Below are 13,008 nucleotides of genomic sequence, written 5' to 3' on the forward strand. Positions count from 1 at the left end.
GTAATCTCAGTGCCATGAGTTCTGATGTCTCCCCGTGCTCCCGTCGTCGTTTCCTCCTGGGAACTGCCGCCACTGCAGCTGGCGCACTCGTAGCCGCTTGTGCACCAAAGTCTGCGGTGGAGAAGGTTGACGCTGCCGACATTCCGGTTGGCGGCGGTGTGGTGATCGGCAATTACGTCGTCACGCAGCCGGAGGAAGGCAAGTTCGCCGCTTTCTCCAGCTCCTGCCCGCACCAGAATGGTCGTATCACTGAGGTCAGCAATGGTGTGATGATTTGCCCGAACCACAACTCCCACTTTGATATTGCTACTGGTGAGGTTGTTTCTGGCCCCTCGCGTAAGCCCGCTGGTCAGGCATCGCTTTCAGCCGAAGGCACTGAGCTGATTGTGGGCCAGAAGTAGGTTCCGGAAGCAGACTAGTGTTCGGTGGGTTCAAGGCCTAGAAGGTCTACGCCAGCCGGCGCCAGCTGGAATCGCAGCGGGCGACGGCTCGTCGGCGTTGCCAGTCCTTGAGCCTCTAACTCGGCGAGATACTTTCGCGCTGTCCGCTTCTCCTTGCCGATGGTGTCGGCGACGTGTTCGAGCTTGATTCCATAATCAGGTCCGAACAACCGAACCTGTGCCAGGACAAACAGCGTCCCGATTTCGTTGTCTGTCAGTGACACGGACAGTGCCTGCTCGGGCGAGTTGGTTAGCTCAGCTACCCGCTGTTCAAGCTTCTCGCACTGGTGGGACTTCATCTGCAGCTCTTCCAGCAAATACTGCTGAGCATTCAGAATGACATCAGCCATCACCTCGACGAAGAACGTGACTTCGCCCCGGTTCATTGGGTCTTCCGTAGTGGTAAAAGCCTTGTAATACTTCGCTTTATCCTCAGCGAGTTGGCGAGAAATAGTCAGCGCTGTGGCAGGTGAGAGTGTCTCCCGCAAAGCCACTGACAGCAGAAAACGCCCCATCCGACCATTGCCGTCATAAAACGGGTGAACGAACTCGAACATGAAATGGCTTGCCAGGATTCGAATAAGCCGATTGTCCTCTGAGGAATTCACCGTTTCCAGGAACTCATTGAGAAGTTGGTGAATGGCAGCTTCACTTTCAACACCGCGATGAATCTGTCGTTGCCCATCGGTAATCGTGACCGTTGATGCTCTAAAGAGTTCACCGTCTAACTCATCCTCGCTGGCAATTTCATCGCCGAGAAGTTGATCGTACTGCTGCCGGATCCCTGTGAGCGTTGTCGGAAACTCAATCCGCTCATCGTTTGCCAGCCGGAAATAGAGCTGACTGAACTCATGAAAGCGCTTGTGCTGGGTTCCCGAAGTGTTGTCCAACGCTTCGGCGACTTCTCGCCGTGTGGAGTGGATTCCCTCAATCTCATTGGTGGCTACCACCTCGGCCAGGAGCAGACTGAAGAGATAGTGAGTCCGCGCTGCACCCGGCAGACGATTCCACAACTGTGAAATCTGCAGCTCTAGAGACAGAATCTTTTCAACCTTGGCTGCGAGATCGCTTGTAATGCAGCAAAAGAGTGGCCACTGCCCCAGCGGAAAGTGCCACTGAATCGTCGACGGGGAGTCTTTGCGTGACTGGTACTCGCTCTCCACTGCCTGTTCCGCATCGTGTGCAGACATGTGGAAGATCCTCTTAAGCGGATAGTGCTTCACGGCGAGTCTCCCCCTTCTGTTTCCAATGCTTTTTACATGATGCTTTCTACATATAGTGCCCTAAAAACGAACCCTTAATGTAAAAAATCACCGTTTTTTACATTAAGGGTTCGTTTCTTGGTGTCTAAATGTACCTTGCTGGCGATTTTCCCCCTACCGCGTTACCCTTACCGCCGCGGCTTCAACCCCGCCACAGCACACGCACCAGCGATGAAGGACAGCGCCACCAGCCACGGAATCAGCCCTGCCCACTCGAAGCGACTGAACACCATGCCGGATACCCAACCGACAATGGACGAGCCCGCGTAGTAGCTGAACAGATACATCGATGACGCCTCGGCGCGGTCGCGCTGTGCCACCAGGCCCACGCCGGACGAGGACAGCGAGTGCGCCACGAAGAACGATGCCGTGAACACGAGCACGCCCACGATCAGCGCGGACAACCACGGCAGCAGCGCCAGCCCCAGGCCCATGCACGCCGCCAGAGTCGCAATGGCGATGAGGCGACGGCGGCTCACCGTCTTCGCCCACACACCCGCGCGTGCCGACGACCACGTGCCCGACAGGTAGAGAATAAATACGAACCCTGCCAGTGCCGGGGAGAGCCCGAACTTATCGCCCAGTCGGAAGCCCAGGTAGTTGTACAGGGAGACAAACGCTCCCATAAACAGGAACGCCAGGGCGCACAGCGCCAGGATGCGCGGGTCGCGCAAATGTCGCGCAATGGCCTGCCCCTCCCCTGCAAACGACAGTTTCTTCGGCTTAAACCTGCGCTGTTGCGGCAGGAAGTACCAGGTCAGAATGGCGAAGATGAACGCCACCGTCGCCGAGACCGCAATCGCCACCCGCCAGGAGGCGAACTCCAGCACAATGGACGGAATGATACGGCCGAGCAGGCCACCGACCGTCGTGCCCGAGATATACAGCCCCATCACGCGACTGACGTGGTCGGCGTGGACTTCCTCACTGACATACGCCATAGCCACTGCGGGCACACCGGCAATGACAATGCCCTGCAACAGGCGCAGCGCAATCATCGAACCGATGCCCGGCGCGATTGACACCACGAGCCCCAGTAGCGTTGCCACAAATGCGCTGATGACGATGACGCGCCTGCGCCCAAAGCGTTCCGACAAAATGGACACCGGGATAATCGCACAGGCCAAGCCACCGGTGGTGGCGGATACCGTCAGCGCGGCGGTGGCGGGGTCGACCGATAGCTCGTCGGAAAGCGTGGGCAGTAGCGCCTGCGTTGCGTAGAGCGCTTGGAACGATGCCAGGCCAGCGAAAAGCACAGCAATAAGCGCGCGACGGAATCCGGGATCTTCTGGCCGCAGTCCTTCGATCTGTTCGGGGTTTTCGTTAGCGCTAGTCACTTGTCCTACGTTAGCCCTCCCTCCAAACCCCTCGCTGAATACACGGATTCAGAAAACCTTTTTAATTCGCCCGCGGTATCGCTTTCGTTTTATTAGTTTCGTAGGCATGACTACTTCTTCCGCACAGCCACAGAGTCGCAACCACGACCGCGAGTACGACATCGTCGTCTACGGTGCCACGGGTTTCGTGGGCCGCTTGATTGTGGACTATCTGGCTAAACACGCCGGTCAGACGAAGGTGGCGCTCGCAGGCAGGAACGCCCAGAAGCTTGCCGACGTCGCGGAGAACGCAGGCGTATCGGACTGGCCGGTCATTGTTGCGGATGCTGCCGACCAGCCGGCGGTGGCTCAGCTTGCGGCCAGTACAAAGGTGGTGCTGACCGTTGTGGGGCCGTATGCGAAGTACGGTCGCACCCTGGTGGCCGAGTGCGCCAAGGCCGGTACTCACTACGTCGACCTGTGTGGCGAGGTGCTGTTCGTCCACGACTCCATCGCGAATAACCACGAGGTGGCGCAGCAGACCGGAGCGAAGATTGTCCACTCCTGCGGCTTCGACTCGATTCCTTCCGACGTCGCTGTCCGCGAGCTCCACGAGGCGGCCCACACCAAGCTCGGTGAGACAACCCTGCTGTTCAAGCACGTCAAGGGCGGTGTCTCCGGTGGCACCATCGATTCGGTCCGCGTCCAGCTTGCACAAGCCAAGAAGGACCCCAAGCTGCGTCGCATCATCGCGGATCAGTACGCCCTGGCTGAGCCGGGTCCCGACCAGGGTAAGTTCGGCGTCGACCTGCGCCCGGCGCGCTTCCGCCGCCACTGGCGAGCGCCCTTCTTCATGTCGCCGTTCAACACCCGCATTGTTCAGCGCTCGGCGATGCTGGCGGATTACGGTGATTCCTTCCGCTACCGCGAGCTACTCAATGTCGGCCGCGGTCCGAGAGCTTTCGTGCGCGCAAATATTTTCGCGGCTGTCTCTAGGTTGGCGCTGGCGGCGATGGCGTTCGGGCCGACGGCCAAGCTCATTGATAAGAAGCTGCCGAAGCCGGGCGAGGGCCCAAGCGCTGAAGAACAGGCCGAGGGACGCTTCACCATCGAGGCCTACACCGTCGATACTTCCGGTATTCACTGGCGTTCCAAGGTGTCGCTCGAGGAAGACCCGGGGTACGCAGGCACCGCGATCATGATTTCCAGCGCCGCCCTTGCACTCGTCCACGACGATCTGCCGGACGCTACCGGCGTGCTCACTCCCACTGTCGCGCTTGGCGACGCCCTATCCCGCCGTCTCCGCGCGGGCGGCATGACCATTGAGGCGGTGCAGGCTCGATGACTGATGGCCTGACCGGTGCTTTTGCGAATCTCACCCGCGGACCGAAACTGCCGAGTGTAGGTGGCGGCCGTGCGTTAGTGACCGGCGCTTCCTCCGGCATCGGTTGGGCATGCGCGGAGGCACTGGTCAAGGACGGTTTCGAGGTCGTTGGCACGTCCCGCAGGGGCGCCGAGGCGCCGCACCCCGAGGGCGTGCAGATGGTGGCACTCGACATGTCCAGCGCCGACGACATCGCTGCTGTGGTCGCCCACGGGCCTTACGACGTCGTCGTCGCCAACGCCGGTGAGAGCCAGTCGGGCGCTTTCGAGGAGCTACCCCGCGAGGCGCTTGAGCGTCTCTTCCAAGTCAATGTTCTGGGGCAGGTGGAGCTGTTACAGCAGCTGCTGCCTGGCATGCGCGAGGCCGGTCGTGGCCGAATTGTGCTGGTTGGCTCGATGCTCGGCGGGTTGCCGCTGTCCTACCGTTCTTCCTATGTGGCGACGAAGGCCGCTATCCGCGGCTTTGGGCTTTCGTTGCGCGGTGAAGTCGCGCAGTTCGGTATTGGGGTGACGGTTGTCGAACCGGGTGCCATCAACACGGGGATTTCTACACGTCGGACGACGTATGGCGATGAGGGCTCCGTTTACGCTGCTGATGTCCACCGCATGCTGACGAAGTTGAACGCCAATGAGGAAGATGGCATTCCCGCTTCGGAGATTGCTGAGGTGGTTATGCGCGAGGTATCTGCCGAGCGACCTTTGGCTCTGGTGGCGCGGGGGTCGTCGGCAAGCGTTGCAGTGCCCTTCATGCGGCGAATCCCGACGCAAGCGATGTTGACCATCATGCGCCGGGTGCACGGGCTGCGGTGAGTTAATCGGCGATGGCGCGCATTTCGACTGCCTGCGCGCACGCCTCCGCGGCTTCGTGGGCTAGATTGATGGCCTCTTGCTCGTCTGCGACTTGGACAATCCAAAAAGCTGACGGGAACGTCATCGCGTTGTAGTACGGCAAATCGCTGTGCGAACCATCCGGCAGCACCGTCATGGCATCCTCCGGTGGAACCAGCCCGCCGGACATAACCCAGTGGCCTTCGTCCTGAAGCTTCTGATTGAAGCGTCCAATCCGTTCAAAGGCAGCGTGCATTTCCTCATCAGAGTCATACGCGTTGATATCTCTGCGGCCATGGACCGTGAAAAAGTACTGCACACCAAGCTCCTGAGTTTCGTTTTGCTAAGTGTAACAGATTGCGCGGGGCTGGAACCGGGAATTTGTGGGAATTTTAGAGCTTTGGCTGAGCGTTTTTGCGGCCAGGGCCTAGTTTTCCTGCCGCGCAGCGGCGGCTCGCTGTGCCCTGATCTCCGCTACCTGCTGCTTGCGGGTATTGAAGCCCATGCGCCACGGGGCGGCTAGACCTGACTCGGGGGCATGCGGGTTATCGCGCCAAGATTTGCCCTCGTTGTAGGCCTGCGCGCCCTCACGGTATGCGGCGGATTGCTCAGTAAAGGTTGGGTACGGCTGTTCGGTGGCTTGCCTGGTCTGCGCACCGACCGATTTCATTCTCGCGCGCAGTTCCTTGATTTTGCTCTTCACCCTTTCGTTATGCTGTTCCTGCTGCTCGGTGATCTCAGCGAGTGCCTGCTGCTCGGTGATGGGGTCGCACCAGTCTTCCTGACCGTCGTCTTTGTAGATACTGCCGCTGTGATCCCAATACCTTGTCATGCGTTTACCCTCCTGAGTGTTTTTTATGGGTCTTACCACGCCGTTAGGTACAGGGAACCCGAAGGCGACAGAACCTACACTAACCTCTCCGCAGCTTCCGCCAGGCCCAATCCACAATCACGAAGCCAACGAGAGTCACACCAAACAGTGGTGCAACCACCGAGTAGGCAATCAGCAATGCCACAACAGCCGCCGCAACACCCGGGCGAATGTCCCGCCAACGCGTCGGCGCCGGGAGCCTGCCAGGGCGGCCACCTCGACCGCGCCCAAACCACATGGCGTACCCGCGCACAATCATCGCCAACAAAGCGACACCGATCAGTGCCAGAACCAGCTGATTCACCCACCCGAACAGGATGCCCATGTGCGCGTTAATCAGCCATTCGGTCAGCTTCGCCGGCAGCGGCCAGTCCGCAAAATGAATCCGATCAACCATCGCTCCGGTCGAGCCGTCAACGGTGACGGTCTCAATGCCCATCCGCCATTCCTCGCGGGCTTCCTTGGCCATCCACACCGTGCCAGCTTCCGGTGGTGTCAGTTCGACTTTCCCGGACAGGCCCTCGGCACGTGCGAGGTTCATAACATTATCTGCCTCTGACCAGTCGTAATTCGCTGGTGCAGTCGCAGTCATGGCTGGCTTTGGCGCGTACCAGTCCATCGTCTCGCGCAGCTTTGCGATGCCCGTTCCAGCCACCCACGACCACGTCAGGCCGGTGACGGTCAGGAATAAAAGTCCGACGCTAATCGCCACGCCGACATTCGCGTGACGACGCATATGATGCGCCCTCTTACTTGTTCCCTGTGTCCGCTTGCGACGCGAACGGTCCCACCAGAGCCAGAGGCCACCAATGGCCAGTGCGCCCATCCAGGATGCTGCCGTCTCCGAGTAGAGGCGACCAAAGTTGCTATCAATCCAGAGTCTGCGGTGCCCTTCCGAGATCCACGCCCGCAGTGGCAGCGCCGCCGAGGAACCGTATTGCACCAGGTCACCCTTGATGCTCAGGTCGCCTGGGTCAACGAACACCGCATGCCGGTAGGACTCCGACTTCAGCTGCTCGTCATTGAACATCACTCGCGTTGTCTGCCCCGGCTTTTCCGGGACCTGCACCGCGGTCACCGGCAGGTCAGGGTGCACGCGCTGCGCGACCTCAACCTGCTTTTCCAGCGGTTGTGCGGGAAGGCTTGATGTTGCAGTTAGTTCTTCGTGGTAAACCACCTTTTCTATGCTCGGGGCGAGGGCATACGCCACGCCTGTGATGGCTGCAATAACAAGTAGTGGCGCAACGAGGATGCCTGCAACGACATGGATTCGGTGCAGTAATGCTCGTGGCCCACCATTTTTCTGAGTCTGTGCGACGGGGTTTGCGGCTGGCGTTCCAGCGGCATCGCCTGTGGCTATTGAAGTCATGCCTTATTAGTCGGACGAACTGCCCCAGTTGTTCCCCAGCAAGCTCACTTTTATTACTTCCAGGGGTAGCCATTCGGCCACGCGCCTCGTTGTCGGCCACCTTGTGCACAACTACTCGTCGTAAAGCCCGCGTACCCTCGAATACATGGCTTATCCAGACGTGTACCGCGCCGATGACAACCGCTATGAGACGATGCCGTACAACCGCTCCGGCGGCACGGGGCTGAAGCTTCCAGCCATTACGCTGGGACTTTGGCATAACTTTGGTGATGACCGGCCGCTGGAAACGCAGCGTGAGATTCTGCGCACCGCGTTCGACCACGGCGTCACACACTTCGACCTCGCCAACAATTACGGCCCACCGCAGGGCTCTGCGGAGGCGAATTTCGGTCGCATCATGGCCAAGGATTTCGCTCCCTACCGTGATGAAATGATTATTTCCTCCAAGGCCGGTTGGTACATGCAGGATGGCCCCTACGGCTTCGGCGGCTCGCGGAAGTACCTCGTGGCCAGCTGCGATGCCTCGCTGAAGCGCATGGGGCTGGACTACGTGGACATTTTCTACCACCACCGCCCCGACCCGGATACGCCTATCGAGGAAACCGTCGCCGCCCTCGACTTCCTCGTCCGCTCGGGTCGCGCGCTCTACGTCGGCGTGAGCTCCTACTCCCCTGAGCTCACTCGCCGCGCGCAGAAAATCGCCCGTGAGCTGGGCACACCGCTGACCATTCACCAGCCGAGCTACTCCATGTTCAACCGCTGGATCGAGGACGAGCTGCTGGCAACCTGCGCCGATGAAGGCATGGGCGTCATCGCCTTTTCCGCGCTTGCGCAGGGGCTTCTCACCGACCGCTACTTGGATGGCGTGCCGGAGTCCTCGCGTCTCGGGGCGCACAAGATGAACTCGGGGTTCCTCAACGACGACACGCTCACCGCCATCCGCGAGCTCAACGCCATTGCTTCACGACGAGGCCAGTCCCTGGCACAGATGGCCATCTCGTGGGTGCTCCGCCGTGACGAAGTGACCTCAGCCCTGATCGGTGCATCCTCGGTGAAGCAGCTGAAGAACAGCCTCGGCGCCCTGGACGCTGCACCGTTTAGCGATGAAGAACTCGCGGAAATCGACAAGTGGGCTGTCGACCGCGGGATTAATCAGTGGCAGGGCGCTACGGAGTCTGTGTAGGGAGCTCATCGAGCGCCGGCAGCACATACTCGATCAGCTCATCAATCTGTTCTTCCGCATCCCGCTTCGAGGTGCGGAAGTTGATGCTGACGTGATTGATGCCGAGCTGTCGCTGGGATTGCAGCAGTTCAATGAGCTTGTTGCGACCAAGGCGGTACCCGAAGTGGCCGCCCTGCGCGGGGGCGTCGGGATCTTCATGCAGGTCAATCCACAGTGATTCCAGGAATGGTTTGAACACGTCCTCACCGCACTCCTGAGCCACAGCCTCCTGCCAGTTGGCGATGTTTTTCTTCTGCATCTCCAGGCCCTTGTGGTACATGAACCACCCGTCGGTATGCGCGGCCTTCCACTCCAGGCTCTGCTGACAGGAGCCAGTGGCCAACAGCGGAACTCGGCGTGCCAGTGGCTTGGGCACCACATCGGATCCGCCCATCTTGCCCTCGGACCAGCGGATGGGCCGGTAGCTAGTACTGAGGGCCTTTTCATAGACCTCGATATGCTCGCGGAAGCGCTCACCGCGCTTGCCTTTGTCCTGGTTAAAGGCGGGGAACTCCTCGGGTCGGTCACCGGTGGCAACGCCAAAGAGGAAACGGCCGTCGGAAAGCCTGTCCAGTGTGGCAGCGCGCTTGGCCATCACCAGCGGATGCTGGAAGGGCACGACGACTGCACCGGTGCCGAGCGCGATATCGGTGGTGTGTGCGGCGATGTAGCTGAGGTACATCCAGGGGTCGTAGACCTGGCCGACGTCGCCAAATGTTTCCACGCGCAGCGGGATGTCGCGTGCCCAGACCGCCGCGATGCCTGCGCGTTCGACTTTCTGAATCAGCCGAATCTGGTTGCTCAGCGCGTCCCTGGGCTCGGCTTCGGCGTCCTGCTCGATGGGCAGACTCAGCCCTACCGTGAGTCGGCCCGGCGCGAATGTGCGCTGGTAACCGGGTAGTTCGTCGATAGGCTTGTCCGAAAGATCAAACAGCGAGCTCATGGTGCTCCACGGTAGTACAGCTCGAGGTGCGGCACTCGTCGTTAAGCTGGGAGCATGCTTGAGGATGTCATCATCGTCGGTGGCGGCCAAGCTGCCCTCGCTACCGCCTATTACTTGCACAAACGCGGCATTGATCCGCTCATTCTGGACAATCAGCCCGCTCCCGGCGGCTCCTGGCGCAATGTCTGGCCCTCACTGACGCTCTTTTCCACCCCGGACTTTTCCAACCTTCCGGGCATCCAGATGCCCGATTATGACGGTTTCCCGCCCGCTTCCCACGTGATTGACTACCTCAGCTCCTACGAAAAGCGCTACGAACTGCGCGTCCAGCGCCCGGTCACCGTCACGCACGTCTCCCATGACGGCACCTTCCAGCTCACCAGCGATGCCGGCGACTTCGAATCCCGACAGCTCATCGCCGCCACCGGCAACCGGCCCTTCGTCCCGTATTACCCCGGCACGACCTCCGCGAAACAGTGGCATTCGGCCAACTACCCAGGTCCCGAGCCATTCGAAGGCTCCCGCGTTGCCGTTGTCGGCGCGGCGAACTCCGGCGCCCAAATAGCCTCTGAACTGGTGCTTTCCGGCATCGACACCACCTGGTTCACCCGCCACGAACCACGCTGGATGCCCGACGACGTCGACGGCCGCGTCCTGTTCAAACGCTACCGCCAGGGCGCCACCGACAGCATTGGCGACATCGTTGCCCTACCGCCCGTCCGCAAAGCCCGCGACTCCGGCGCACTCACCTGGACACCCATGTTTTCTTCGCTTGACGACGTCCACGCGGACCACCTCATCTGGTGCACCGGTTTCCGCCCAGCGCTCGACCCTTTCCGCAGCATCGACTCTGACCTCATCGAGTTCGTCGGCTACGGCGACTGGGTTGGCCCCGGTGCCGCCACGATCATGGGTGTTGGCCCCTTTGCTAAGCGCGCGGCCGAGCGGGTGGCTGCCCGTCTGTCAGCATGACCTGCATCAACAGCATGTCCAACCATCGCCCGTTCTTCGTCCCCACCTGCGGCAGTAGCCCAACACGCTGGAAGCCGTACTTTTTGTGCAGCGCAATCGACCCCTCGTTGCTGCCTTCAATCGCCGCAACCAAGACATGCTTTCCCGCCTCGCGAGCAGCATCGATGGTCGCGCTTAACAGTGCGCCTCCAATTCCCCTGCCTTGAAAGTTCGGATGCACGTAGATGGAGTTTTCCACCGTGTACTGAAACCCGTCGAAGTCACGGAAATCGCTAAAGGTGGCATATCCAGCGACTTCGTCGTCAAGCGTGGCGACGAAAACCGGGTAGCCCTTGTCCCAGTGCGCCTCCATCCATGCGATGCGAGTCTCCGCACTGACCGTGTCATCGTTCCAGATGGCGACGGTGTTGATTACGGCTTCGTTGTAGATCTCCGCGATTGCCGCGGCGTCCTCCCGCGTTGCCTGTCGGATGATCATGGTTTTGCTCCCCGCTGTCTGCGCTGTTTCTGTGCTGTTTTCTACAGCTCCGCTTTTATGAAAGCGAGATTACCAAGCTTTCGTTTTCGAACGGGTGTTTTATTTGTATTTTGGTACGCCACCCCGCGAACAACCCACAAACACCCAGGTAAAATGTGCTTTTATAGTCGGCTAACCATCTTCGAAAACTCCTCAAAATTCTCTTTCATTTCTCTTTACAAGTCAGAAAAGCGTCTGTAAGATAGCAAGTAAGTTCGAAAGAAAACCGACAACCATTGGAGCACCAGGGGGATCCAATGAAGTCCGAACAAGTACCCGAACCATATTGGGCTCATGAAAATCCTGAAGATGAGCTCTCAGCACTCGCGCGGGCTACCAACCGCGCTCAACTTGAGTTAATTGAAGCCTGCTGCCCTGCAGGTGATGATGACGTTGAAAACCATGCCGCTCGCATCAGCGTTCGGTTGGGAATCACTCGCAGTGAGGCACTACGTATCTGTGACATTGGCCTGTTGCTGGAGAAAATGCCACAGTTGGCGGAATATGCCCGGGAAAGCTGCGCACTGTCCATGCGGCAACTCGGCATCATTGCACATGGCGTGGTCGGCATCGAGCCTGATCAAATACCCGATGCAGAGAAGAAGATTCTGGCATTGGTTACGCCACGGAAGCGTCGTCAAGCAATGATTGGTCCTCGCACTCTCACCACCAAAATTGGTGATATTGCTGCGGACTTGGATGACCGTGCTCGCGCCGACGGCACAATTCCCACCATCACCGACACGGAATCGGTGACTCTCGTGGAACGTCCCGACAGCTACTCCCAAATCATTCTCACCCTGCGGCCGGACCGCGCCTATTTTGCCATGTGCGCAATTGAAACGGTCTTCCGCGCGAATGAGGAAATGACGCAGGCGGATGCATTTGTGGAACTCATCCACCAGCGCACCAATGCGGAAGTTGTGCTCAATGTTTTCCGCGAGCCCCACAGTGATGATGCCTGGCTGGACGGTGCCGGCTGGCTAGGCGCGCTGGTCACGGAGGAGTGGATGCAAAAAGTGACGCATGTCCGCCTCTCAGCAGACAGCGCCACCAATGGTTACCGTCCAACTCCAGCGCAGGTCGCCCGCGTCCACGGTCGCGATGGAACATGTCGCTTCCCCGGCTGCGAAGTCCCAGCGTACAAGTGCGATATTGACCATATCGCGCCGTACAACCAGGAAGACCCCGAAGCCGGTGGCCCCACCGACACACAGAATCTGCACTGCCTATGCAGGAAGCACCACAACCTGAAAACCCACAAGCTCTGGGATATCACCGCTTATGAGGACGGCTCAGAGGTGTGGTCCTCTGCCGACGGTATTACCGCGGCGACCGTCCCGGCCGGACCATTAGCCGGGTTCGGGCGACAGACATTTGACAAACGCGCTACCCAGAAGACGAAAGCACGCCATGACCACTACATGAAGTGGTGGCTGTCATTCGCGGCTGTGCCAGATCTGGTCTTTGATGATGGGGAGGATTAACCCAGCGGGCCACCGCAGTTCGGCCATGCGCCAGCACCCTGGGAGGCAAGCACGCGCTCGCCAATCTCAATCTGCTGCTCCTTAGTGGCCTGGTCAGCTGTCGGTGCGTACTGGTCACCGCCGTGGCCACTCCAGGTCTGCTGCGAGAACTGCAGTCCGCCGTAGTAGCCGTTACCGGTATTGGTCTGCCAATTTCCGCCGGACTCACATGCCGCAACCTGATCCCAGGCGCTGACTGATGCAGCGTTAGCGGCGGCGGTCGGGGCAGCAATCATGCCTGCTGCCACAGCGGCGGATGCGATGAACTTACCGGAAAAACGCATAAAAAGAGAACACTCCTAAAGGGTTGACTTTTCTCTTGGGCGACCAACCTACGCGCACCCTCCCCCGTCCTGTCA

The 13,008-nt window shown here is 59.7% G+C and carries 14 protein-coding genes; 6 read left to right on the forward strand and 8 right to left on the reverse strand.

The window, feature by feature from the left end; all coding sequences use genetic code 11:
• Positions 1 to 14 precede the first annotated feature (14 nt).
• On the forward strand, positions 15 to 401 hold the full coding sequence (locus tag ADB08_RS08980; protein ID WP_049172555.1) for a Rieske (2Fe-2S) protein: 387 nt from the start codon (positions 15 to 17) through the stop codon (positions 399 to 401).
• 14 nt (positions 402 to 415) lie between these two features.
• Here ADB08_RS08980 and ADB08_RS08985 read toward each other — a convergent pair whose 3' ends face one another.
• Entirely contained in the window at positions 416 to 1,630 is a 1,215-nt protein-coding gene (locus ADB08_RS08985; RefSeq protein WP_065421669.1) for a Fic family protein, read from the reverse strand.
• Between the two features lie 200 nt (positions 1,631 to 1,830).
• The gene (locus ADB08_RS08990) at positions 1,831 to 3,039 is read right to left on the reverse strand and encodes an MFS transporter (RefSeq protein WP_049172559.1); all 1,209 of its coding nucleotides are present in this window, start codon (positions 3,037 to 3,039) and stop codon (positions 1,831 to 1,833) included.
• A gap of 106 nt (positions 3,040 to 3,145) precedes the next feature.
• Here ADB08_RS08990 and ADB08_RS08995 point away from each other — a divergent pair, with 106 nt between their 5' ends.
• Together ADB08_RS08995 and ADB08_RS09000 are read left to right on the forward strand one after the other, a co-directional pair.
• Positions 3,146 to 4,363 carry a saccharopine dehydrogenase family protein gene (locus ADB08_RS08995; protein ID WP_049172560.1) on the forward strand — a complete coding sequence of 406 codons (1,218 nt, stop codon included), beginning with the start codon at positions 3,146 to 3,148 and terminating at the stop codon, positions 4,361 to 4,363.
• A complete protein-coding gene (locus ADB08_RS09000) occupies positions 4,360 to 5,211 on the forward strand; it encodes an SDR family NAD(P)-dependent oxidoreductase (protein ID WP_049172563.1) in 852 nt (283 codons plus the stop codon). Before ADB08_RS08995 ends, ADB08_RS09000 begins: the two co-directional genes overlap by 4 nt.
• Before the next feature lies 1 nt (position 5,212).
• On the opposite strand, the gene ADB08_RS09005 is transcribed toward ADB08_RS09000, so the two are convergent.
• From ADB08_RS09005 to ADB08_RS09015, 3 genes are all read right to left on the reverse strand, one after another.
• On the reverse strand, positions 5,213 to 5,548 hold the full coding sequence (locus ADB08_RS09005) for a YciI family protein (RefSeq protein ID WP_049172565.1): 336 nt from the start codon (positions 5,546 to 5,548) through the stop codon (positions 5,213 to 5,215).
• Between the two features lie 108 nt (positions 5,549 to 5,656).
• Entirely contained in the window at positions 5,657 to 6,061 is a 405-nt protein-coding gene (locus ADB08_RS09010; protein ID WP_049172567.1) for a hypothetical protein, read from the reverse strand.
• A gap of 79 nt (positions 6,062 to 6,140) precedes the next feature.
• Positions 6,141 to 7,469: a PepSY-associated TM helix domain-containing protein gene (locus ADB08_RS09015; protein WP_049172569.1), complete on the reverse strand. Its 1,329-nt coding sequence runs from the start codon at positions 7,467 to 7,469 to the stop codon at positions 6,141 to 6,143.
• Between the two features lie 145 nt (positions 7,470 to 7,614).
• Between ADB08_RS09015 and ADB08_RS09020 the strand changes: the two genes are divergently transcribed.
• A complete protein-coding gene (locus ADB08_RS09020; protein WP_049172571.1) occupies positions 7,615 to 8,652 on the forward strand; it encodes an aldo/keto reductase in 1,038 nt (345 codons plus the stop codon).
• Here ADB08_RS09020 and ADB08_RS09025 read toward each other — a convergent pair.
• A complete protein-coding gene (locus ADB08_RS09025) occupies positions 8,636 to 9,634 on the reverse strand; it encodes an LLM class oxidoreductase (protein WP_049172573.1) in 999 nt (332 codons plus the stop codon). The genes ADB08_RS09020 and ADB08_RS09025 overlap by 17 nt on opposite strands.
• Positions 9,635 to 9,688: 54 nt before the next feature.
• Between ADB08_RS09025 and ADB08_RS09030 the strand changes: the two genes are divergently transcribed.
• Entirely contained in the window at positions 9,689 to 10,606 is a 918-nt protein-coding gene (locus tag ADB08_RS09030; protein ID WP_049172575.1) for an FAD-dependent oxidoreductase, read from the forward strand.
• Here ADB08_RS09030 and ADB08_RS09035 read toward each other — a convergent pair.
• Positions 10,563 to 11,084, reverse strand: a complete 522-nt coding sequence (locus ADB08_RS09035) for a GNAT family N-acetyltransferase (protein WP_049172577.1) — start codon at positions 11,082 to 11,084, stop codon at positions 10,563 to 10,565. The genes ADB08_RS09030 and ADB08_RS09035 overlap by 44 nt on opposite strands.
• 296 nt (positions 11,085 to 11,380) lie before the next feature.
• Here ADB08_RS09035 and ADB08_RS09040 point away from each other — a divergent pair, with 296 nt between their 5' ends.
• Positions 11,381 to 12,610 carry an HNH endonuclease signature motif containing protein gene (locus ADB08_RS09040; RefSeq protein ID WP_049172579.1) on the forward strand — a complete coding sequence of 410 codons (1,230 nt, stop codon included), beginning with the start codon at positions 11,381 to 11,383 and terminating at the stop codon, positions 12,608 to 12,610.
• Here ADB08_RS09040 and ADB08_RS09045 read toward each other — a convergent pair.
• Positions 12,607 to 12,933, reverse strand: a complete 327-nt coding sequence (locus tag ADB08_RS09045; RefSeq protein ID WP_005511827.1) for a transglycosylase family protein — start codon at positions 12,931 to 12,933, stop codon at positions 12,607 to 12,609. The genes ADB08_RS09040 and ADB08_RS09045 overlap by 4 nt on opposite strands.
• Positions 12,934 to 13,008: the final 75 nt, after the last annotated feature.

It is taken from the genome of Corynebacterium sp. 239_CJEI (assembly GCF_001055995.1).
GTDB lineage: Bacteria > Actinomycetota > Actinomycetes > Mycobacteriales > Mycobacteriaceae > Corynebacterium > Corynebacterium jeikeium_D.

Excerpts from the sequence above, each read along its gene's own strand:
- ADB08_RS08980 (WP_049172555.1), top strand. The coding sequence starts at position 15 with ATGAGTTCTGATGTCTCCCCGTGCTCCCGTCGTCGTTTCCTCCTGGGA.
- ADB08_RS08985 (WP_065421669.1), bottom strand. The coding sequence starts at position 1,630 with ATGTCTGCACACGATGCGGAACAGGCAGTGGAGAGCGAGTACCAGTCA.
- ADB08_RS08995 (WP_049172560.1), top strand. The coding sequence starts at position 3,146 with ATGACTACTTCTTCCGCACAGCCACAGAGTCGCAACCACGACCGCGAG.
- ADB08_RS09000 (WP_049172563.1), top strand. The coding sequence starts at position 4,360 with ATGACTGATGGCCTGACCGGTGCTTTTGCGAATCTCACCCGCGGACCG.
- ADB08_RS09010 (WP_049172567.1), bottom strand. The coding sequence starts at position 6,061 with ATGACAAGGTATTGGGATCACAGCGGCAGTATCTACAAAGACGACGGT.
- ADB08_RS09015 (WP_049172569.1), bottom strand. The coding sequence starts at position 7,469 with ATGACTTCAATAGCCACAGGCGATGCCGCTGGAACGCCAGCCGCAAAC.
- ADB08_RS09020 (WP_049172571.1), top strand. The coding sequence starts at position 7,615 with ATGGCTTATCCAGACGTGTACCGCGCCGATGACAACCGCTATGAGACG.
- ADB08_RS09025 (WP_049172573.1), bottom strand. The coding sequence starts at position 9,634 with ATGAGCTCGCTGTTTGATCTTTCGGACAAGCCTATCGACGAACTACCC.
- ADB08_RS09030 (WP_049172575.1), top strand. The coding sequence starts at position 9,689 with ATGCTTGAGGATGTCATCATCGTCGGTGGCGGCCAAGCTGCCCTCGCT.
- ADB08_RS09035 (WP_049172577.1), bottom strand. The coding sequence starts at position 11,084 with ATGATCATCCGACAGGCAACGCGGGAGGACGCCGCGGCAATCGCGGAG.
- ADB08_RS09040 (WP_049172579.1), top strand. The coding sequence starts at position 11,381 with ATGAAGTCCGAACAAGTACCCGAACCATATTGGGCTCATGAAAATCCT.
- ADB08_RS09045 (WP_005511827.1), bottom strand. The coding sequence starts at position 12,933 with ATGCGTTTTTCCGGTAAGTTCATCGCATCCGCCGCTGTGGCAGCAGGC.